15 protein-coding genes are annotated in these 22,983 nt (G+C 41.1%); all 15 read right to left on the reverse strand.

Annotated features, from left to right (window positions below; all coding sequences use genetic code 11):
* Positions 1-531: 531 nt before the first annotated feature.
* The 15 genes from ACRD6K_RS06665 to ACRD6K_RS06735 all read right to left on the reverse strand — a co-directional run bounded on the left by ACRD6K_RS06665 (position 532) and on the right by ACRD6K_RS06735 (position 22,977).
* Positions 532-1,878, reverse strand: a complete 1,347-nt coding sequence (locus ACRD6K_RS06665; protein WP_430972608.1) for a hypothetical protein — start codon at positions 1,876-1,878, stop codon at positions 532-534.
* Positions 1,879-1,985: 107 nt separating this feature from the next.
* Complete coding sequence (locus ACRD6K_RS06670; RefSeq protein WP_430972609.1) at positions 1,986-4,268, reverse strand: GH92 family glycosyl hydrolase; 2,283 nt, start codon at positions 4,266-4,268, stop codon at positions 1,986-1,988.
* Between the two features lie 85 nt (positions 4,269-4,353).
* Positions 4,354-5,712, reverse strand: coding sequence for a Gfo/Idh/MocA family protein (locus ACRD6K_RS06675; protein WP_430972610.1), 1,359 nt, complete (start codon positions 5,710-5,712; stop codon positions 4,354-4,356).
* A 26-nt stretch (positions 5,713-5,738) separates the two neighbouring features.
* Positions 5,739-6,803: a 3-keto-disaccharide hydrolase gene (locus ACRD6K_RS06680; RefSeq protein WP_430972611.1), complete on the reverse strand. Its 1,065-nt coding sequence runs from the start codon at positions 6,801-6,803 to the stop codon at positions 5,739-5,741.
* Between the two features lie 277 nt (positions 6,804-7,080).
* The gene (locus ACRD6K_RS06685; protein WP_430972612.1) at positions 7,081-9,351 is read right to left on the reverse strand and encodes a hypothetical protein; all 2,271 of its coding nucleotides are present in this window, start codon (positions 9,349-9,351) and stop codon (positions 7,081-7,083) included.
* Positions 9,352-9,368: 17 nt separating this feature from the next.
* Positions 9,369-10,175: a DUF3823 domain-containing protein gene (locus ACRD6K_RS06690; RefSeq protein ID WP_430972613.1), complete on the reverse strand. Its 807-nt coding sequence runs from the start codon at positions 10,173-10,175 to the stop codon at positions 9,369-9,371.
* 22 nt (positions 10,176-10,197) lie between these two features.
* Positions 10,198-12,246, reverse strand: a complete 2,049-nt coding sequence (locus ACRD6K_RS06695) for a RagB/SusD family nutrient uptake outer membrane protein (RefSeq protein WP_430972615.1) — start codon at positions 12,244-12,246, stop codon at positions 10,198-10,200.
* A 13-nt stretch (positions 12,247-12,259) separates the two neighbouring features.
* Positions 12,260-15,694, reverse strand: coding sequence for a TonB-dependent receptor (locus ACRD6K_RS06700; RefSeq protein ID WP_430972616.1), 3,435 nt, complete (start codon positions 15,692-15,694; stop codon positions 12,260-12,262).
* 84 nt (positions 15,695-15,778) lie between these two features.
* On the reverse strand, positions 15,779-16,762 hold the full coding sequence (locus tag ACRD6K_RS06705; protein ID WP_430972617.1) for a FecR family protein: 984 nt from the start codon (positions 16,760-16,762) through the stop codon (positions 15,779-15,781).
* 111 nt (positions 16,763-16,873) lie between these two features.
* Positions 16,874-17,470 (reverse strand): RNA polymerase sigma-70 factor, encoded by a 597-nt coding sequence (locus ACRD6K_RS06710; RefSeq protein WP_430972618.1) that lies wholly within the window; start codon positions 17,468-17,470, stop codon positions 16,874-16,876.
* A 278-nt stretch (positions 17,471-17,748) separates the two neighbouring features.
* Positions 17,749-18,051 (reverse strand): hypothetical protein, encoded by a 303-nt coding sequence (locus ACRD6K_RS06715; RefSeq protein ID WP_430972620.1) that lies wholly within the window; start codon positions 18,049-18,051, stop codon positions 17,749-17,751.
* 118 nt (positions 18,052-18,169) lie between these two features.
* Positions 18,170-19,360, reverse strand: coding sequence for an McrC family protein (locus ACRD6K_RS06720; RefSeq protein WP_430972621.1), 1,191 nt, complete (start codon positions 19,358-19,360; stop codon positions 18,170-18,172).
* A gap of 40 nt (positions 19,361-19,400) precedes the next feature.
* The gene (locus ACRD6K_RS06725) at positions 19,401-21,974 is read right to left on the reverse strand and encodes an AAA family ATPase (RefSeq protein ID WP_430972623.1); all 2,574 of its coding nucleotides are present in this window, start codon (positions 21,972-21,974) and stop codon (positions 19,401-19,403) included.
* Positions 21,975-22,187: 213 nt separating this feature from the next.
* Complete coding sequence (locus ACRD6K_RS06730; protein ID WP_430972625.1) at positions 22,188-22,736, reverse strand: HepT-like ribonuclease domain-containing protein; 549 nt, start codon at positions 22,734-22,736, stop codon at positions 22,188-22,190.
* 52 nt (positions 22,737-22,788) lie between these two features.
* Entirely contained in the window at positions 22,789-22,977 is a 189-nt protein-coding gene (locus ACRD6K_RS06735; RefSeq protein WP_430972626.1) for a hypothetical protein, read from the reverse strand.
* Positions 22,978-22,983: the final 6 nt, after the last annotated feature.

Raw genomic sequence — 22,983 nt, forward strand, 5'->3', positions numbered from 1 at the left:
TATGTTTAAATATTGCAAATATTTAGAGGAAAAATTTCACACACGATACACTTCTGAATTATCTTCTTAACTCCTTTATTTTTGCATTGAAAGATTCACCCGCTGCATTGGTAGAGTTGCAAAATCTGGATTGACTTGGCGGCTTGGTCAAATCGCTCTAAAACAAGCGATCCGGTAACCGATATCAACAAACACAATCGCCGTTGGCCCCATGAGCTCTACTATAAACTACGGATCGTGTCTAAAAAAAACTGGTCCTTACATCCATCACCATTCTCTCTGGTTTGCGGCATCCAAGTATACACCACAAAAGACACTGCTGCCATTGGATAGTTGTTTCCCCAAGCTAGTGAACTGTTAGGCATTCACATACTGAACCAGATCAACGGGTGTAAAATCGTGCAACGTCCCTACACTAATAGATAGGCAAAGATAGGAAATACGGATTTTTTGATATTTAAGTCAAATAGTCATTAAAAATCAAAACCACCTATATTTTCTACATAATATTAGACAATAAGCCCACAGATTTTAGAACTGTACAGTATATACTAGTTCTCCTGTTTCTCCACTTCTATTTCCTTGCGAAGGCAAAAAGCTAGTAACTACAAACATGTCAGCATCAACTGACGTAATCCCAGGATTGGCGAAAGAAGTAGATCCAAGTGGCGTTTGTGGTTGCAGCGTGCAATAAAATGCACCATTCCCAAATAAAAGTCGCCAGCTACTCCAATCTCCAGATGTTATTTGAGCTTCCTGAAGCAGATAATCCCCATCATGAGAAAATGCAGCTCTACCCCCAATATTCCCTTTGTAACCCATCTCCTGAATAGTGAAATTTGACACTTCATCTTTCCATGTTCTCCAATTGGAAAAATCATGTAGAATTCCAAACGCTTGTTGGTCACGAATCCCATTGTCATAATAATGGTATCCAATGAGAATATGAGAAGAGGAAGGGCTAGATCCCTCAATTGTCCGTATATCCGGAGTTCCTTCAGCTAAGTTAGAGAAGGTTTGAGGAATTGTGGTATCATTGGAGGGTTTGTCCACGACCAAGTCTGCATAGGACGTGTAGTACCTGACACGGATATTATTAGAGCCTTGAATTGGATCTTGTTCGTTAGTTATTATATACCCTTTACCCCATTTTTTTATATCACCTTGATGTGACCGATCTCCCAATACTGCAATAGTGGTCCAGTTTTTAAGGTCATTGCTGCCAGCAAGGTAAAGTATGAATTCGTTTGTACTCGCCATGGCATGATATACACCGAGATAAGTGTACGACTCATCTGCTTTTACTATCCGCAGGACATCCATTACCCGCCCTCCGTCATCTTTCATATCAAAAGAGGGTTCGGCATTCGCCACATTATTCAACTGCTCAATTTTCTGGTTTGTCGATGCATTTTGATAGAACCACCAACTATATGCAATACTCAAATTTCTGATATTGTTTTTCTTCTGAAGTTCAGATACGGAAAAAACAGTTTTAGTTGCATTTAAATCGATGATGGAAGTTCGATATTCCTCTAAAGTCATATCTGCCAACTGTTGAGCACTAAATATATCTGCATCAAGAAAAAACTTATACATCATAGCACCCAAACACAAATCAACATCATCCATTTGTTGCAGAAAAGAGGGTGCATCCTTACATCGACTGTCAAGGTCTGAAATCAATGTATTCCGCATATCTATGTAGCTCATCGACATCACTGTTGCAGCTGAAGCCCAGTCCGTATAAAGCAAGGTTTTCGCCAATACATTTTCATTCCTGGCGGGAGTCTCCTCCGGCAATGAATCGTCGCTCCCTTTAGAACAGCCTGAAAAACAAAGAGATAAAACGAATGAAATGCAGATCAAATATTTCATCCTTATTATTTTCTTATTCTAAATACAAAGTTTTTTAAATACCCATAGAGTCAGAACTTATTGACCTCAGACAATAGACAAGCCCACAGACTATTATTCTCAATCAACTATTTCTCTTTCGAAAACGAATAAGGAAAATCCGATGCTTGGGTTCCCCGATTTTTGTTAGGCTCAGCATCCATATCAAATTTAATGCTGGCACCTTTCATCAGCTCATCGTATTTGAAGTAGTTTTTGCTGTACGACTTTCCATTTAAATCAATGGACTGAACGTATCGGTTGTCTTTTCCGTTTTTAGGTGCTTCAATATTGATGGTGTTGCCGTTCTCAAGCTCCACAGTAATTTTATTAAACAGCGGTGCACCAATTACATATTCGTCGGTTGCCGGGGCTACCGGGTAAAAGCCCATGGCGGTAAACACGTACCAGGCCGACGTTTGTCCGTTGTCTTCGTCACCGCAGTAACCATCGGCTTGCGGCGTGTACAGGCGATCCATCACTTCGCGGGCCCAGTGCTGGGTTTTCCAGGGCTGACCGGCGTAGTTGTACAGGTAAATCATATGCTGAATGGGCTGGTTGCCGTGCGCATAGTTACCCATGTTCATGATCTGCATCTCACGGATTTCGTGGATCACTCCGCCATAATAGGAATCATCAAAAATGGGAGGTACCACAAACACAGAGTCCAGCATGCTGACAAACTCTTGCTTACCGCCCATCAGGTCGATCAATCCCTGCATGTCGTGGAAAACCGACCAGGTGTAGTGCCAGCTATTTCCTTCAGTAAAAGCATCTCCCCATTTAAACGGGCTGAAGGGCGACTGGAATGAACCTTCCTCGTTGCGCCCACGCATCAGGCTGCTTTCCTTGTCAAACACATTTTTATAATTCATCGCCCGCTTAGCAAAAATGTCAATTTCGCTTTCCGGTTTGCCCAAGGCCTTGCCCAATTGGTAGACACAATAGTCGGCAAAAGCATATTCCAGGGTCCGGGCAACATTTTCGTTTACCCCAACATTATAGGGAACGTAACCCAGCTTGTTGTAATAGTCAACGCCGTAACGGCCAACCGAACTCATGGGTCCTTCGTGCATGGTGTTTTTCACCACCGCATCCCACAGGGTTTCGACGTCGTATCCACGCAGTCCTTTCAGGTAGGCGTCGGCAACAATGGTGGCCGAGTTCGAGCCAATCATGCAGTCGCGGTGGCCGGGGCTGGCCCACTCGGGCAAAAAGCCACTTTCCTTGTAGGTGTTGGCCAGGCCTTCCTGTATCTTTTCATTCAGCGAAGGGTACATCAAATTGAAAAAAGGGAAGACAGCTCGAAAGGTATCCCAAAAACCATTGTCGGTAAACATGTAGCCAGGCAATACTTCGCCATTGTATGGACTGTAATGAACCACATCGCCATTTTCGTCATACTCGTAAAACTTCCGTGGGAAAAGCAACACGCGATACAAGCATGAGTAAAACGTTTTGATTTGATCGTCGGTTCCACCTTCAACCTTAATGCGCGACAGTTCCTTGTTCCAGCTGGCTGCGCCTTTCTCCTTCACTTGATCAAACGAGTCGTTGCCCAACTCTTTCAGGTTGCGCTCGGCCTGCTCGTAGCTGATAAACGAAGAAGCTACGCGGGCATGGATCTTTTCGCCTTTTTTGGTTTTAAACTGGATGGCAGCGCCAACATGGTTATCCGTCAATTCGGTTTTGCCTTCAATAATTTTGTCTTTGCTCCACACCTCGCTTTTCACAAACGGTTTGTCGAACACAACAACAAAATAGTTTTTGAAGTTGTCGGGCACGCCACCACTGTTACGGGTAGTATAACCAATGATTTTATTCTCTGAAGGAATCAACTTAATCGATGAGCCACGGTCAAACGCATCAACCAGCACAAAGGACTCGTCATTTTCAGGAAAAGTAAAACGAAACATGGCCGCCCGTTCGGTGGGCGTAATTTCGGTGACCACATCGTAGTCGGCCAGGTACACTTTGTAGTAGTGAGGCTTGGCTGTTTCGGCCTTGTGCGAAAACCAGCTTCCGCGCTTCTCTTCGTTAATAACCAGCTTCCCGGTCATCGGGAAAAGCGAAAACTGTCCGTAATCGTTGATCCACGGACTGGGTTGGTGGGTTTGTTTGAACCCGCGAATCTTATTGGCGTCGTAGCCATACACCCAGCCATCGCCCATTTTTGCAGTTTGCGGAGTCCAAAAGTTCATTCCCCACGGCCGGGCAATGGCCGGATAGGTGTTCCCGTTTGACAGCTTGAATTCTGAATCTGTTCCCATCAGAGTATTCACATAATCAACCGGTTGAAAGATCTGTGCCTTAATTTGAAGAGACATAAAACTGTAAACGACCACACACAAAAAGAACAATATATTTTTCATTTTAAAACCAATATTAAATTTAAAGACATAACAGACTTTCAATGCCCTCTCAAACCAACGGACATTAAAAGCCTGTTATTATTCATTATAAGACCCAACCTTCCCTGTATTTATAGTGTATAAACTGATCTGCCTCAGGCATATTCGGGAAACTGAGTTTCTCAGGATCAAAACTCAGACTTTGAAAACTCAGCTTTTCTCTCAATTCAGGCCTCAGTGCAATATTGCCCAACAAAACGGTTTCCGTTAATGGTCCGGCCCATTCGTAATTGGAACCTGCCGGATCGCCGCCCTTGCAAGCGAGTATCCATTCCATTCGATGTCCAGGTGATGAAGGGAGATATGGTTCTGGCTTTTGATAAGATTCGTTCAATGAATCCGGAAGAATTCGATTCCCCAGAATCTTCCCTTTACTTCCCACATAAAGAACTCCCCCCGCGCCCAATTGAACATCATCACCCATATCCGGCAAACGTGGAGGACGCAATCCACCATCATACCAGGTGAGCCTCAATGGTGGCATATCTTCTCGTGCCGGAAAATCATAGGTTACGATGGAACCAAGTGGATAAGTTTCATCATTTACCAAAGTTGAAACCGCCTGAATACTTGTTGGATATTTTAGCTTCAATGCTCGAAAAACAGTATCAAACGAATGACAGCCAATATCTCCAAGAGCCCCGGTACCAAAGTCGAGCCAGCCACGCCATCGAAATGGATGATAATCCGAGTGATATGGACGTAAAGGCGCAGGACCGGTGAAAAGATCCCAGTCAAGACTTTCAGGAACAGGAGGCGTATCCTGTGGTCGTCTCACTCCCTGAGGCCAATAGGTATCGGCAAGCCCCCGATTTGGACGATCAGTCCAAACATGTACCTCTTGAATCGGCCCAATCACCCCATCCCAAATCATCTCTTGAATCCGACGTGAAGCATCGCTGGCCTGGCCTTGATTTCCCATTTGTGTTGAAACTTTATACTTCCGGGCCGCTTCTGTTAACATCCTTGCTTCATAGACTGTGTGAGTCAGCGGCTTTTCCGTGTAAACATGCTTTCCCCTTCTCATTGCCTCCATACTTATCAGGGCATGCGTATGATCCGGAGTAGCAACAATCACTGCCTCAATATCTTTCTGCTCATCCAGCATAATCCTAAAATCCTTGTATTTCTTTGCCTTTGGGTAGGTACTAAACACCTTACTTACAGACTCATTCCAATCCACATCACAGAGGGCAACAATATTCTCAGTCTTTGCAACATCCTCCAGATCCACACGCCCCATGCCACCGATACCAATACCTGCAATATGGAGTTTATCACTTGGAGCAAGATGTCCCAGTCCAGCAACAGCATGTGAGGGAACAACGGAAAATCCTCCTAACACAATAGAAGACGTTCCAATAAAACCTCTCCGACTTATCGTTTTTGATTCTTGCGACTTCATAATAATCAATTTTTAATAATTGCCAATTATTCAATGATTGGAGTAAGAACCAGATTACGGAACGATATTCCGGTATGATCTCCTTGAAGGTATATGGGCCCTGGAGCAAACACATCAGACTGGATCGCTCCACCAGTTGCACCATAAACAGGTTGATTATTTATAATCGTAGTGCCATTCAGCACTACAGTTACATGGCGATCACACAAGGTGATATCCAAGGTCTGCCAGGCACCCGCTGGCTTCTCCGCTTTTACGGAGGGAAGAATTCTTGTAAAAATAGCGCCCATACTACCACCCCATGTTAGCGGACGCTCATACGAATCTGCTACTTGCACCTCGTATATGCCACGTAAATAAACTCCACTATTGCTGCTTGGAGGCGCATTAACCTCAAGCTTCAAATTGAAATCCTCAAATACCTGCTCGGTTCTAAGATTCCCATACCGAATAGGAGGCATTCCTTCTTTTTGAACCGGATTATTCGTTAAAACACCATCTGTTACTGACCAGCCATTTGTCAGGTGATCCTCAATCAGTCGCCATCCTTCAAGGCTATTTTTGTTTTTAATCAATTGAACTGGTTCTCCATACTTTAAGCTCTTCAAATCCGGCGCCGGAGGAACATCAGGAAGTTTCGTCCCATCAATAAAAACAGAATCCACTCCAAGCCCGGTAACTTTTGGGCTTAAATAAAATCCAGTGATTTTATCACCATCACGCTTTAATTCAATCCATGTTGGGTAGTCGCGAGTAAATGTTGCATTTCCCTGAGTGGCCTTGGTCAAAGTTGCCTGACGAGGATTTCGTCCAAGATATAAAACATCTCCAGCGGTATAAACATAAGGCAAGCCATAAAAGACGCCTCCACCACCCCACATAAGGTCAGCATCTAAATATCCATCTTCCTGCCTCACTTGAAGCCAACCAACAGCCCTATTTCCAAAATCAAAAGTCCATTGCCCCAAAAATCGATCTACCTGATCTTGGGGTCCTTCAGTCATAGATTCTGCATTGTTAGTGTGGCACAACGCTGACACACCAATACAAGTAAATAATACCACGAAACTTAAAATTGCTGATGATTTCATAACGAAAAGATTTAGTTTGATTTAATTCATGCGATCATTATTTTTAGTTGGTTTGGTGAGCTACACAAAATTTCTTTCTTAACGCTTAGAAGCTCAACCTGAACAAATTCACAAATGGTGGTTGATTTTCAATTCGACAAGCATGCCTACAATGAATACTCAATTAATAGACTATTAACTCCTTAAGAAAGCCCCCATGTGCCAAACACATGGGGTACAATCTCATATTCTGTTCAAAACATACTACTACCCCATTGAAAAATTCGTGAAATTTCATCTACCATTTAATTTCTACTTTGATACCATCGGGATCATTCTCAAATCCTAACAAACCAGTATTACTTTCCTCGTCCCACTCCCACGAAACATTGTTCAACTCTGTTCCTTCCTGATCAAATACACGGCAGGTCTTTGGTGTATCTGGCAGCAGGATACGCATAACATTGGTTGTATTCAACGGACTTTTCGTGATAAAAGAATAGCTAGTTCTTGTATCTACCTCATCGTAAACACGAGATGCGGCGGCCAAAACCTGAGGCTTATCCTGCTGCTCAATTCTATCCACATTTAAAAGGTAAGCCTGCTCTCCGGGCATTACAGTCTTTTCATCGACGACTGGTAATTTTGGATCGAATAAATCAATTAGCCGACCGGTTTGCACAAACGGTTCATCACTTACACTTTCGTCTAAAACCGAGATTAAATCATAAGCGCCACGCTCCAGATAAAAATTATTCTTAAAGACCAATTCTCCTGCCTTAGCGGTCTCCTCGTAGAGCTGCTTAACGATACCGACATATTCGTCATCCCTGTCAGCCTCCAACACAAACTCCTTTGGATCTTGACGAAGAATATATACTGTACCTTCTCCAAACTTATATTCGCCGCTTTCTCCAGAAGATTCAATACCCAACAGTTCAAACAGATGCTCGGAAGCAGTTTTGTATTGATTTTCTCCGGTGTTCCACCACTCCTGAACAGATTGAAATGGATCAATGTCGCGGCCCGCATAAACCAGGACACCTCCACCTTTTACCCAATCCGCGATGTACTCGTGGCCCTTTGGATCAGCAGGCTTCATATTCGAGTACGACATAACTAAAACCTTGGTGTCCTTCCAGGTTTCCGGGTAAGAAACATTTTCCAAATGCATTGTTTTAACAGGAACACCACGTTTCAAAAACGGTAAAGCTTGACCATAGAAATTTGAGAAACTGGGATCTTCATACCCTTGATGTGTTGGCAAACGCTGAAACATTAACGAATTCGCCATCAACACGCTGATTCCTTCAGATCCGGACAGTTTGTTATCAGACAACGGCATACTATTTAATGTGTTGACCATAACCTGCATCTGCGTGGAATAAAAACGAGGAATCCGCTCCTTCTTGTCACTATCTGCACTGGTTTTATAAAGGCCTTCGTAAATTCTGTTTGGCCATGGCATTACTTCATAATCCGCAATGTTCGGGTAAAGCAACTGGGCTGTAAATGTCGCCTGGTAGTTTTTTTTGTAATCTACCCAGTCCCTCGGCCAATCTTCAATGGGATCGGTTAAAAAAAACATCTTCCTTCCAGTCGGGGCCGTCATGGATTCCATTGAACCATATTCAAGATAGGCTGTCTCAAAAACCCTTTCCTTCTGCTTTCCGTCAAAATAATTGGGTGTTCGGGAAGTCCCGGTCCACACCTGTGCAACATAACCATCCACCGATGGCAAAGATGCTAAACTCGCTTCGGGACTCACAATCTGCCATTGAGAGTAGTTAACCAAAGAATGGGTTGGCACATAGCATCGCACATCCATCCCCTTGCTCTTGCCATATTCTTTGGCATAAGAAAAGCACTCATCTAAAGCCCTATAATACAGGTGATATTTTAATTTATTTGACAAGTAGGTATTTTCGGGAGACTCATGCTGTGGACGCCAATCGAATCCATAATACTCCTTCCACTCTCTTCTGAATGCCTCGCTATATCCAGCGCGTGCCCAAAATTCGGGTTCTTCCAGAAAAATGGCGTCTATCCCGGCATCAATTACCCGCTTAATTTGAGTCTCTTTAATATATTCGATAAAATTTTTTGACGGCACGATGTAAGGTACCATCCTTCCGTGCCAAATGGTGTCTCCTCGCTGTGTTACCTGACCTTCATCTAAATGTGGCTCACCATCCCATTTCCCGGTAAAATAATCTTGATATTCCCCCCACGCTATGCCCGTCATAAAATGTGTGACATAGCCTCTGTCCCGCCAGGTTTGCACGCGCTCCTCAAATGTCATCCCATTGTTACGGTGATGATCCCGAACGCTATACACAATGGCAACGTCCGCCCTAACATCGATCACGGGCTTCCATGGATTAGAGGTCTGAAATGCGGTCTTCTCTCTTTTTTCAGGAACTACTTTTTCTGCTGGCTCAGAACTTGAACAAGACGCAAAAAAAAGCCCTCCCAATATACTATATATAATTGATTTAAATTTCATTGTTATTTGTTTGCTAAAAGAAAGAAGCCATTCCGAACTTTCAAAAAGCCGAAATGACTTCATTCCAAAATTAATAATAACTAATTAGGAATTTCTACTCTGATTGCTTCGTTATAATTATGTCTCCTGATATTTTCGGTCGCATAATTTATTCGAGCAGCAGCCCGAATAAAAACTGTTCTGCCTGCAGGTATTTCTCCATTTGTAGTAATTGTAACTACCTGTCCTAAAAGGTTATCGAATGAATCTCCATCATAATTTATCTGCGTCGTATACCTGTTATCCCATTCTCGGTATCCAACATGTGGCACCTGGCTAACAAATAAGCGAAGATCAGTCACATTCAACATATCATCGTTGTACCCGCCCATGGGTTGAATTTTTGCTCTAAAATCAGCAGGACTAACTCCTCGTGTCACTCTAACCTGGGCAGTAACCTTTCCATTGCTTACAGCAGGCTGACCAACCCACTCCAATTTAAGGAATGGCTGAACCTCAAACTCTACTTCAGTGACTCCTGAGATGTCAACATACTTTGATTCATCAGCAATGGTGTCTCCGGAACTGGTAGTTCTCACCAATGGAATAAAAGCACCATCAATCCGAACATTATAATGACCTTTAAACACTTTCGTATTCTGAAAGACTCCCTCCTTCATACACCAGAAATCAAAATTGTCAGGAACTTCAGTCTCAGTCCAACTAAGTTCACGAAGTCGGATCCGTGTGCCCTCACTACCTTGATCAGTAAGAACAAGGTCTCCGGTAGCAACATCCACAACCCTGCCTTTTATGGTTTCCTCAGGCAAATCAAAATTGTCAATTTCACATGCACTGAAGGAAACTACAGCTAAGCAAAACAATATGCCATAAAATATTTTTTTCATCTCTTTCAATTTTAAGATTAGATTAACGGCCTGGTTGTTGATCAATCACAGGACTCTTAGATACTTCACCACCAGGAATTAAGAAATAATATTCCTGTTCTGAAAGACGGAAGCGGCGTCGGCCTTCGTCTAAGCCAGCATCGAAAAAATATTTTCCGGTCGTTGAAGAATAGAATGGATACAATCCTTTGTAGTATGCTCCATCTTCTTGCGTATAGCCATTCAACATGTCTGAATGCTGCGTTCTCCAACGTCGTATATCCCAAAGTGTTTTGTGTTCAAACGCCAACTCTTTTTTTCGTTCTTTACGAATAACGTCCAAATCTAGTTCAGCGACACTTGTCAACATTTCGGCTCCTGCTCTTTCCCGGATATCCTGGATAGCGTCAAAGGCAATCTGCTGAAAATCATCTCCCGCTGGAGCTGTTTCACCTGCAAGCAATAACTCTTCAGCAGCCTCTGCTGCATTCAAAAGAATTTCAGCATATCTCATTAGGATAAAGTGTTGTTCAGAACGAGCCTCCAGCACCAAACTTTGTGGCATATTCGGGTTCAGCCATTTACGCACCGCAAATCCAGTCATTGCAGCAGTACCATCCGAAGTAAACGGACCACTCTTTCCTCCAGCGTTCATTATCGTTCCATCCGGCAATTCGACTGTTTCGTGAGTGTTTCCATTCTGTGAAAGGAAAAGCGCTTTTTGCCCGGCAAAATCGCCTACCGCTCGATATGCATCCACCTGATTATAGTTCGATGGTCCAGAAACCGTATAATCTGGCGCACCTCCATTGACTACTCTCAAAGGATCAATCCCATTTGACGCATCGCCAGTAAAAATACCGCGACGAATCTCAATGACTTCACCTTTAAAAACATCACCCGGAAATATTACATAAGCGCGAAGCCGTGGCTCTGCATTGGCAAAGATATCAGTCACATTGTCAAATAAAATGTATTTGCCATTCTCATCGAAAACCTTAATTGTTCCATCTTCATTCTTCTCAAATCCATCGAATAGTTCCACAAAATCAAGAGTTGGACAGTTTCCGGCAGAATATCCATTACCCCCCATTAACTGACGTGGGATATTATAAGAATCATAGCCATGAGCTAAATCGGGATAACTGTATTCTTTAATATAGATGTTCTCCGGGCTCGAAACATCAAAAAACATATCTACCATGTTTTGAAACTGAGCTTCTTTGTCATTGGGAGACCACTTTTTCTTATATAAGGAATACTTTCCCGATTTCATGACCTCGCGGGATGCATTGTAGGCTTCTCTGAAGTATTTTTTCGAAGCTGTCGCAGCCGTATTTGGATCGAACCCAATCACACGTACATCCGTTTTCTGTCCAAAACCAGTTATATTGTTGTATTTAGCCACAGAGCCAGCAAACAACATGGCTTCAGATTTAAACCCATAGGCAACATACTTATTTGCATAACCACGTTTGGGACTTGATTCAGCAAGATTTGCAATAGCCATATCAAAATCAACCAACACCTGATTCCAGGTTTCCTCCTCTGTTGAACGCGGTATCTCAAGCTCCTCGGCTGGATTATCAGGATATTTCAACACTTCTGTGACTAACGGAACTCCTCCATATCGCTTTGCCAAGGCATAAAACACCATCGCACGGGCAAAATATGCTTCCCCAATGAAATGGTTGTAGTCCGATTCGCTAAAGTTTGCCTGGTACTCTGGCAAAGTTTCAAGTAAACGGTTGGCATCACGAAGCAGATTAAACGCTCTTCCCCAATAAGCTCCATTTCTGGCCCAACCTTCTGATGTCATAGCTGTCCCCGCATCGCGACCGATCGACTCCCCTGAATTTGCCCCAGGCGTTACCAACCAGTCATCAAAAAACTGACGCGCAGGAGAATATTTAAAATCCTCAAATGGCATTTGACTATACATACGCGACATATAAACAGCCATGCCTGTTGCGTCGGTAAACAGATCTTTATCTTGTACGACGTTCATCGGTGGGATATCTAAGTAGTCATTACAGGAAATAATCACACTACTAAAAGCCATTAGTGCTAATATCAAATATTTTAATTTCATAGCTAGATTTCGTTTAGAATTTAACATTTAAACCTGCAGAAACAGTTTTATTCAACGGATACAAATAACCGTAGGTATCATTCGGATGTTCCGGATCTACATAGTCAACTTTGGTTAATGTAAAGAGATTGTAAGTGTTTACATAAACACGTAAGTTTTTGATACCCGCTTTCATTAGCCACTGAGACGGAAGAGAATATCCCAACTCCACACTCTTCAATCGCAGATAGGCTCCATTTTCTACATTAAAGGTAGAGTTCACATTGGGTAAGGTACCTGTGTATGCATAGTGACCTGCGATCCATTCTGTAGCGGGGTCATATGGATCAGCTTTGGGATCTTCGGGATGCCATCTGTCCATAAATTGCTCCATGGCGCCTGAATTTCCACTTCCCCACATGGGTTCACGAAGTTGTTCTCCATATATCACAGAGCTCATTGCCGACCCTTGTAGCAAAAAATTTAGATCGAATTTTTTGTAGTTCGCATCAAAACTATAACTAAAGTTCATCCAGGGATACTGATTATACCGAATTGGGTGAACATCGTTCCCGTTAATCTCTCCATCGCCGTTCCAATCTTCATATTTATAGTCTCCAATAATAGTCGAACGTCCGATATAGGTCGGATTTGACCAGATTTCTTCCCATGATTGGAACTGACCATCGCCTTGTAGCCCCCAGTGAACTCCCTGCAAGCGATCATTCTGATTATTCTTCCAGTTACTCCAGGAGCTTCCAATATCTCCCCGTTCTACATATAAGCGTTTGACGCGAGCAATGGAGAACATCCCTTTCATATTGTAATAAAAACCTCTTACCTTATTTCGGTGTGAAAGCTCAAGTTCAAAACCATAAGTGCGATCACTATTTAAGTTTTCCTGAGGAAGTCCAGCACCGACTACGGTTGGAATTCCTCCACTTCGAGTGGCTAACAATCCATCACGATGTCTGCTGAAATAATCTGCGGTAACTCCCAATAAACCGTCCCATCCTTCAAAATCAACCCCAACATCAAAGGTCTTAGCCGTGTACCAAGTTATAAACTGGTTTGGAATACCTTTGTTATCAGCACTTGCATTGAAACTTCCATCGAAGACGTAGCCTCCTGTAAAATTCCTTCTATCAGATCTGGTCGGATAATTATAACCAGAAATAAACTGATAGCTTGAGGCATTATCATCACCGGTTTTACCATAAGACGCTCGAAACTTTAATTGATTTACAAATGCAAAAGTTCCCGAGTTTCTAAAAAAGTTTTCTTCTGACATTCGCCATCCTAATGAGGCTGCGGGAAAGAATCCCCACTGTGAACCTGCTCCAAATTTGGATGATCCGTCATAGCGGAATAGAAATTCCGCCAAATATTTATCGCTATATGAATAATTGAACCTCCCTGCCAAGGCAAGATTCGAATTCTCATAGAGAGCATCGGCTCCTGAATTCATCGACGCTAGTTGTCCTTCTGCAATTCCAGCAAAAAGATACGGTAACTGAAGTACTAGATCACGCTGACCATAGAAGTTATCACTTTCTCTCTTCTGGCCTTCGCCCAAAACCAAGGCATTTATCCGATGCTGATCGAACGTTGCCTCATAATTCACCGATACCTGACCTAGCATCTGTGTTTTAAAATATGCTTCTCTTCTAATTCTGTTTGGCGACTGGCGAGTAAAGGTAGAGTAAGTATCCGAAGCCTCATCATACCGATATTGATTGTACTCACGTTGGAAGATATTCGTACTGGAAACATAGTAGTCGTAACTAAACAGGCCCTTTATATACAAGCCTTCAATTCCCGGGATATCGTACTGCAAAGAGGCTGACGATTGAATCCACTTCTTATTGAACTGCCTATAACCAACAATATCTTTGTCCATAAAGGAAATTGGGTTATCTCCTTCAATCAACCCATGGTAAGGCCTGCTCGGATCATCATTGGCATAAGCAGGAATGTGAGCTCCTTGCCGCCAAAACCCACGAATAATCCACCACGAGTCTTGATAAGGTCTATCCTGCTGATCCATAATCAGATTTAAGTTTAAATCAAGAGTCAAGCGATCAGTGATTTCTGTTGAGATATTTGAACGTACATTGTACTTATTGTATTTCAAGTCGCTCGACTTAAAAAAGCCTTCCTGATATTGGTAACCAAGACCAACATAGTAGGTCGTTTTATCATTGCCTCCGGTAGCATTTAAATTGTGTATTGTTTGAGGGGCATAATCGTTAAAAACCAAAGGATACCAGTCAGTGCTTTGCAGTCTTCCCGAACGGTAATCTTCAAACTGTTCATCATTAAAAATTGGTGAGCCTCCATTGATGTTGTGCATCGCTCTTTCATTCCGAAGCGTCATATACTCAATGGCATCTACCGTTGCAGGAAGTCCTGAAGGAATTTGCCATGTAAATGCCCCTGAATAATTAAGTTCAACTTTGTTATTGGTTCCTCTTTTAGTGGTAACCAACACAACTCCATTTGCGGCGCGGACACCATAAATTGCAGCCGACGCATCCTTCAATACCGAAATGTTATCAATATCATGCGGATCGAGGCGTTGAAAATCGTCGTTTGTACGTGGTATCCCATCAATAATGATCAATGGGTTTCCCATTGCCCGGATATCAAAATTATTGTTGAAAGAGCCAGGTTCTGCTGTTTTTTGTGTAACACGCACACCCGAGATCTTCCCTGTCAGCATATTCTGAGCATTCTCATTTTTTGTAGCAACAATATCCTCTCCTTTAACCGCTGAAACAGCTCCGGTCAGAGTAGCCTTCTTTTGGGTTCCATATCCAACTGCGACAACCTCCTCAATGCCAATCGCATCTTCATCCATCGTGATATTAATACTGGATTGGTTCTCAACTGCTATCTCTTGGGTTCGCATCCCCACAAAGGAGAACACAAGTGTTGCATCACCAGATACCCCCGCCAAGGTATAATTACCATCAAAATCGGAGATGGTTCCCTGAGTTGTTCCTTTTATTAAAATTGTAACTCCTGGTAGCGGAGAACCGGTGGAATCAGTCACCTTGCCTCTAATTGTCCTAGCTTGCTGAATATCATTCAAATTGCCTTCATCTGATTTTGTGAAAATAATCACATGGCGATCAACAATTTTATATGCGACTTCACTTCCACTAAGCAAGTCATCTAAAAGAGACTCAATATTCTGGTTATTAACATTGACTGTTTTCCTGTCAATATTTTGGATTTGTTCATTCTGATAGAAAAATCTAAATTCAGATTGCTCTTCAATTTCTTGAAAAATTTCGCTTAAGATACCGTTCTGAATTCTTATAGAAACTTTCGTGTTTTGCGAATAGAGAGACGCCGATGCATCGAGAACAAAAAGCAAAATCAAAAAAGATGTTAGCTTCATAATTCGTAGAATTTCAGTCCATCCCACTCTCGCGGGATAACCACATAATCGTTTTTTTTTCATAGTTTTGTAAAGATTTATAATTATTAAATCGACTCACAAAAAGGTGATCATTCGTTGGCGCGGGTGTCACCTTTTTTTAAAATTTCATTTTGAATTTAATTTGATCGTTTTATTGTCTATTTCATAGGCAACAGGTATTGTTAGGTTAATAAACTCAAGTACTTTCTCAATGCTTAGGTTATCAAGTTTTCCGGTGTAATGAATATCTTCAAAATCGCTTTCTTCATAGATAAAGTCGACAGCGTAGTATCTTTCAAGCTTTTGAATCAAATCATTAAATGACTCGTTATCAAAAACGAGAATACCATATCGCCACAACACATGATCCTTTGCTCTTACGCTTGTTTTAATAAAACCTGTTTTATTTGAATCATATGCTACTTTCTGACCGGATTGAAGTTCTATATCTTGACTAATTTCCTGAATAGTCATGGAAATCTTTCCGGTTAGCAGAGTCGCCTCAGTCATCTTGGAATCAGGGTAATGAGAAGCACTAAACTTTGTTCCAAGCACTCTTATGGACACATTTCTCATATCAACAACAAAAGGCAAATCTGGAGCATGCTCCACTTCAAAATAAGCTTCTCCTGATAGTTTGACCATACGCTCATCCTTAGTTGTAGAATATTTAACTTCAGTGTCCGCATTAAGCCAGACCGTTGTACCATCTGGGAGTGTAACCTTACTTTGCTGTCCCGCCTCTGTTGATACAACCACCCAATTTTTTTGAGTAAAAAAACCTGTTTCAGATGCAATATAAACGGATAGTCCTGCGATAGACACAATGAGAATAATTGTAGCTGCAATTTTGATCAAATACGAAACAGGCTTCAATCTTTGCGCTTCATATTGACTTGTTGCATCTATGCGTGTTAATAAACGCTGACGAGCTATGTCTATTCTACTATTCGTTTCTTCTTCACCGACATAGTTCCAATACTCTTCCATGAGCTTCACAAAAGTCAAATTTCTGTTGGATCTGTTTTTCCACTCAGCAAGACTTTCTATTTCATCCTTACTAGCATTTTTCAATAGGTAATTCGCAACGATTAAGGCAATATCTTTCATTACAAATGATGAATTTAATGTAAGGACAAAACTTCCTTCAAATTTCCCTAAAGGATTTTGATTTTTTTTTGAAAAAGAACATCAAAAACAATAATGCGGTCCCTGGCATGATTATAGTGCAAGAAGAAAGGCCGTTAAGCCTCTTGATTTTTGAGGATTAGCCAAATCGATATTCAGTTGTCCTGCAATTTTCCTAACCGCTATTACAACTTGATTATCTACGGTTTTGACTGATACATTAAGAATTCGAGCCACTTCATTGCGATTAAATCCATCTTCACGAATCAACTTAAAAATAATCTTGCATCTTGATGGCAAATTGTTGACTGCAACATTCAATGCTTCCAACATTTCATTCTCTATAAGCAAATTTTCGGCTGAGGCTTTATAATCTGCCAACTGAATATAGACATCATCCAGCATATCAACAACAAACTTTTGGTCTTTCTTGAGTGTGTTTATCGCAGTATTCCTGACTGAAACAAATAAATAAGTCTCAATATTACTGATTGAGGCTATTGTCCTTTTTTGTTCCCATAGCTTAAGAAAAACATCAAGAACAATTTCCTCTGCTAAAATCTCAGATTTAGCAATTAACACCGCAAAATGGACCATTCTAGAGTAGTAATAATCAAAGAATTCCGTGAAAGATTCTTGAGTTAATTCCTTCCTGAATCGATTAAAAATATGTTTCCCTTTACTTTCCAAGATTCTCCTTTGATGATTTATTAGGAATCATTAACACAAGTTTACAAATTAATATTTGGATACCCTAAGAAAATAAAACAAGAGCTGATTGGGAATTATATGAAAAAGAAAGGGAAAACATATTAAAGTTAGTAGGACACTTCAAGCTTCATCCAAATCAAATATCTTAATGGTAGCAAAAGTCTTTTAAGAAGTATCTTTGATCAGCCAAGCGAGCAGAAAAACAATGAAAAACTAGAGAGACTATATTTGACTTCGAGACTACAAAGCACTGGAAATTAACCGCTATTTGATTGTTTTGCTTTGTTGATATTCATTTGTCTTACAATGTGGCTTACCAGCTCATTCTGTCTTTCTGCTGGAGTCTTAATTTGCTCATCTTCTCTGGACGCTTTGGGAATTAAATATGGAATTAGTTTAACGATCGCGTCTAGCTTTTCCTTGGGTTCAAGTTTAGTCATCAAATTGGGTAAGGATTCAAGCTCTTTAGAAATCACCTGAGTGATCATTTCTTTTACTGTACCTGATACTTTATTTGGGGTACCTTTTCTTCTTCCTCCAGTTTTAATTCCTTTTGCCATCGCATCTACATTGATCTACTTTAGATAAAAGTAATCGTTAATAACCTATATTACAACTCAATGACTATCAATTTCACGACATGAAAACAAAGAATAAATAACGGAAAATAGAAACAAGCTAAACATTGAATAGCGTGTTAGAAATTTCTCGTTGCCACTGCCTAATTTGATTTGTCTCATCTGGTAGGGGAATACGGATTATGGAACAGGGCTTATCTAGTTTTCCATTCAGCTCATGATAGAAATTTCCTCTGATCGAGGAATTACCTGTAGCCGGATAAACCAGGGCCGTGTGAATCGACTGGTAATAATTCGTGTAAACATACATCTGCTTCAGATCATCATCCGATGGGCGATTGTTTTTGATAATTTTCCACTTGGTGTCAAAAATAATAGTTTGGTCTCCCTTCTTGAGTACAATATCCGGTTCAATACTTGCTTTGGAGCCGTTCTCAGGTTTCCAGAACGATTTTCTCACTTTCCCAAGCGCCAATGTGCCGTTAATAGCGTAACGCTTTAAACTGGATAAGATAAAGCTCTCCCAAAGAACATTCATGTCAAACATCAACGCCAAAACGTTGCAATTGCCAGAACTGATATCGGGATGGTAATTTAGCAGGAGCATACGGGCAATATCAATTGCCTGCTGATAAGATTCAGACTTTCGGTCAAATTTCAATCTGGAAAATGTCAATTCTTTGACTTTGATTTTATCTACACTCGGAAATGCCAGATTCACTGCTCCAATGCGACTTGACAGCAACGGAGCGTTGCAAATTGAACGGGTCAATTCAAGGGCTGCAAATAGTATCTGATTGTATATGTGATTCCCATCGTAGGTCTGATGATTAACAAAAAATCGTTCTTTATGAATCAGGTTGTAATTTAGCTGTTGTGCAAACTTCAATTTGCCTTTTAGCGATGTGCTGTTCTCCTCAATCCTGCGGTATTGTTTAGTCAAGCCCTGATGTAATAACGATTCAAGCTCTGTGATGAACAACTCGAAACATAAGTCAAGGATGGAATTTGACCTGATCTTGAGATGGCTTGTCCCGGCCTGACCTACTTTTAGGGTTCCCACCGATCTCAACATGCCGATCAGAATTTCCCGCCAATAGTTTTGATTTCCCCCATCAGTTTTAGGTAAAACCTCAATTGTTAGATTTCCAACCTGAATTACGCCAACATGCTGATTGAACTTGACCCCTTTGTGAATCAAACTAAAGTAGCAATTACCTTTTTTCCCATGGTAGCGTTGCAAAGCTTCCAAATGCTGAATTGTTAGCTCTTTGCTGACCCCTAACTTCAAGCTTTGGTGTTCAAAAACCGTTATCGTATTTCTTTTGGATTTAAGCATTAGGACGAATCACATCGTTAATGGCAGCAATAAAATCTTCATCATCCGACCAGGTTTGCCTCAGTCTATAAACCTTTCTATCTATAAAGTCATCAAGTGCATCGTGACTGAATTTTGCAAAAATGTTTAGTTCTTGTTGCGCCTTCGTTTCAAAAAACTCTTCACCAAGCACTAAGCCAATTTTTGCTATATCACCATAAAAATACTCTTGCAATAACGGGATTATTTTGTTCTGAAACACAGCTTTTAAATCCTCCAGCGAGGCTACGGACAGAAAATAGCTATGCCCTATAGTGTGATCTTTATCTAAAAGCTTCTCAATGCGGAGATTGATGATAGTCATTAATTCAACCAGATCGTCAAGAGTAAAAGGCAAATCATGCTCACCGTTATTATTCAATGAACTACTTTCTCTAAGGATTTCAGGATCTGGCAAGATCTCAGTAAAAGTGAACCGCCTTCTCAACGCCGTATCCAGAGCTTCCACACTACGGTCTGCCGTATTCATTGTTCCAATCAAATGCAAGTTGGATGGAACCCCAAAATCTTTTTGCTTGCTGTACGGAAGGGTTACTGTGAGTTGTTCTGAGGCACCAATCCTTTTGTCCGGCTCAAGCAAAGTAATTAACTCACCAAATATTTGAGCAATGTTTCCGCGGTTAATTTCATCAATGATTAAAACAAAGTTCTTCCGGTTTACTTTTTCAGTTGTGATACCCCGTTTCAGCAATTCATTCAAAAGAGGTTCATAGTAAGGTTGCAAACCTCCCTTAATGATATCATTCTGACGAGCCAGGTACATATTTTTCAGTGTTCCAACACTTAATGAATGTTTGCTTGTTCCAGCGTCTTTTTCAAAAAATATGGTTCTGTCATTGACTTCAGTAATCTTGTAGGTAGACTTTTTCATCTTAACCTCGATGGCCGTCTCTTCTTCTGAAAGCGGTTTTAAGAAATCGGTCCAAACTTTCTCAAATGGTAGTTCTGAACTGCCCGAGGATGATTGCTTAAAATTTTGATGTGCTAATTCTGAGATTTCCTTAAATACACCTGCTTTTACCTCATAATGCAATTTGCCCTCAATCTCAATTGGCTTGATCCCTTCGATGAAATCCTCGTAGCTCATGCTCTGATGGAAGGTTGTGAAGACTACCTGTCCGGTCTGCTTATAGGCATTAAATCGCTTTAGCACGCTTTCCCGGTTCCCCTTGCTCTCATCTATTATCTCTTCAATCGATTTATCTTCAATAATCGCTACTGCATGACTAACAGAGTTGTATGTTTTTCCGGTCCCTGGAGGACCGTATAAAATTTGATTCAACGGATGACCTGCTACTAACTCTTTTTCTGCATCCGGAACGTAAGGAGTGTAATTACCATCCATAATCGCCATTAATCGTTCATAATATAGTTCATAATCGGGGTGTGCTGTCTGATAGGGTGTAACATCTGTTAATGTTTTAATCGCGAGAGGAAACTCGGTATCCCAATTCCCTTTCTTCAACCATTTAACTTTTCGAGCATTCCGATAATATTGTCTGTCGTCGTCATAGTAACAATCTGACTGAACAACTCCCTTGCCCACCAATTGCTTCGATCCATTTTTCACCACAATTACATCTCCGGGACTCATCGCATGAACAAATTCATAGCAAGCAGTGGCATCATTTTTCATCGATCCCGGATTCTCCTTTCCGGATAACTCTTGAAGCTTTTTCACCAGCTCACTTTTTTGCTCATATTTTGACAGGTCACCAAGCTCATCCCAACCGATTGCAATGATCCCGGCATTGAAAAACTCATTCCAGTAAACAGACTTGGGGCCCGGAGAATAGAGCCAATATCTGACATCTCCCTGATCATTTGCGGCGACGCTAGATTGGGGATTAGCTACTTTTTTAAATGAATGAATCCATATGAAATCCTGAACAAGAATATTGGCATTTGCACCTTCTGAAAGTTCGTTGATTTTCTTCTCCAAGAGCTCACTCATCATAGGGTTTTCAAATAAAACCGGCTTTAGCTCGTCGCATACCTTCCAATATCTCACCAACGGCTCTTCATCAGGTGGGGTAATGGAAAGGTTTTTACAAAACTGACCAAACATCCTTGCTTTATACAAAAAATATTTTTCAGGATAGCGCAGCGAAAGATAAACAGCAATAGCTCGATCATCCTGATAATCATTTATTTTTTCACCAGGTCTTATTTGAGCAACTGCGTCTTTGGAGAATTGTTTAAATTCATTGATTCGACCAATTATGTCCTGCGATTCATCATACAGTCGCATAAATGCACGTCTCGTTTCCTCAGGCAATTGTTCCGCCATTTGTACAATCATCCTCGCTGGATAATAGTTCCGGCTTGCCAGCAGATTTTTGGTTTGCGACAATGCGCTTTTCAGCATCTCTGAAAACTTAGGATGATCGAGGTCGAAGTTATGCTTGAAATGTTCAAATGCCTTCCACTTATAGGCTTCGTCGTATTCCTGAGTTTGAATAAATTGTAAATAAGTCTGAATTGAATCTTCAATGTCGTGAATTGTGGTACCAATAGTGCTCGTCATAGTTGATTTAGTTTTTTCTGTTTAAATGATTATTCCTAACTCCTCTCTTGTCTGGCTCTTACATTTCCCACATTTTCTTCCGATTCGCCAATCTCCCTCTAATTATTCCAGGACTCGATCGCTGTTATGCATTTTCAAAGAGATTAAAAGGCTTCAGACTGTTGATTATTTCTTCTTCCAATAGGACCAATCGCTTCGAACCGGACGAACCGACTACCTGGTTTCAGTCGGATACTTTTCTTCACTTTCAAAGTTAAAATGCTCACTAGGGTCATCACTTTCAAATCCAAGTTGCCTCCTCAAGATTTCACTGTTGTTGGGCATATTACTGAGCTTCTTCTTCTTTTTCTTTTTTCGAGGTGTATTGGTTTTCTTTGGATGCTCATCTCTCTGGTCGGCTCCGTTTTCTTCAGTTTCCGAAAGTTCTTTGAGAACCTCAATAAATCGGGGGTGAAATTCTTTAAAACTCGCATCGTCCCCAAAAGTTATTTCCCAGATATTTTCATCACTATAAATTCTATCATCTTTCAAAAGACAAAACAAAGACCAATCGGGTTCTGACATAAGATTTTGCTTTACGATAAAGCCTTTTGGAATATTAGAAAGTACTTCTGCAATTTTATGAATACAGTACCTTGCTGCATCAACATTTTTATAATCGCTCTCTAACTCAAATTCATCAATTCCTTCTAAATAAGAAAATAGCCTGTTGCAGTATACAATTACAACTTCAAGGCGATCAAGATTTGTCAGGTGGGCCATGTTCGTTATTTTGATTTAAGTAGTTGTAAAATCGTTAACTAATCGCAGCTATTTAATAGGTAGGTGGTTCCACGTTGGTCCGGCGGATATGAATCCAATAGGCTCCACTTTCTCTAGCAAAAACCAACGGAGACAAGAGATAGTTGCCATTCCTCACAAAAAACGTTGAATTTTCTATTTGGTCGTAATGGGGAGGGTCGGTAATAATATCCAGGTTACAGAAGCAAGTATTAGTTTTCATAAAGAA

The sequence above is a fragment of the Sunxiuqinia rutila genome (genome assembly GCF_050589705.1).
In the GTDB taxonomy this organism is placed as follows: Bacteria; Bacteroidota; Bacteroidia; order Bacteroidales; family Prolixibacteraceae; genus Sunxiuqinia; species Sunxiuqinia rutila.

Excerpts from the sequence above, each read along its gene's own strand:
- ACRD6K_RS06695 (WP_430972615.1), bottom strand. The coding sequence starts at position 12,246 with ATGAAATTAAAATATTTGATATTAGCACTAATGGCTTTTAGTAGTGTG.
- ACRD6K_RS06665 (WP_430972608.1), bottom strand. The coding sequence starts at position 1,878 with ATGAAATATTTGATCTGCATTTCATTCGTTTTATCTCTTTGTTTTTCA.
- ACRD6K_RS06680 (WP_430972611.1), bottom strand. The coding sequence starts at position 6,803 with ATGAAATCATCAGCAATTTTAAGTTTCGTGGTATTATTTACTTGTATT.
- ACRD6K_RS06705 (WP_430972617.1), bottom strand. The coding sequence starts at position 16,762 with ATGAAAGATATTGCCTTAATCGTTGCGAATTACCTATTGAAAAATGCT.
- ACRD6K_RS06735 (WP_430972626.1), bottom strand. The coding sequence starts at position 22,977 with ATGAAAACTAATACTTGCTTCTGTAACCTGGATATTATTACCGACCCT.
- ACRD6K_RS06685 (WP_430972612.1), bottom strand. The coding sequence starts at position 9,351 with ATGAAGTCATTTCGGCTTTTTGAAAGTTCGGAATGGCTTCTTTCTTTT.
- ACRD6K_RS06725 (WP_430972623.1), bottom strand. The coding sequence starts at position 21,974 with ATGACGAGCACTATTGGTACCACAATTCACGACATTGAAGATTCAATT.
- ACRD6K_RS06675 (WP_430972610.1), bottom strand. The coding sequence starts at position 5,712 with ATGAAGTCGCAAGAATCAAAAACGATAAGTCGGAGAGGTTTTATTGGA.
- ACRD6K_RS06715 (WP_430972620.1), bottom strand. The coding sequence starts at position 18,051 with ATGGCAAAAGGAATTAAAACTGGAGGAAGAAGAAAAGGTACCCCAAAT.
- ACRD6K_RS06730 (WP_430972625.1), bottom strand. The coding sequence starts at position 22,736 with ATGGCCCACCTGACAAATCTTGATCGCCTTGAAGTTGTAATTGTATAC.
- ACRD6K_RS06700 (WP_430972616.1), bottom strand. The coding sequence starts at position 15,694 with ATGAAAAAAAAACGATTATGTGGTTATCCCGCGAGAGTGGGATGGACT.
- ACRD6K_RS06690 (WP_430972613.1), bottom strand. The coding sequence starts at position 10,175 with ATGAAAAAAATATTTTATGGCATATTGTTTTGCTTAGCTGTAGTTTCC.
- ACRD6K_RS06670 (WP_430972609.1), bottom strand. The coding sequence starts at position 4,268 with ATGAAAAATATATTGTTCTTTTTGTGTGTGGTCGTTTACAGTTTTATG.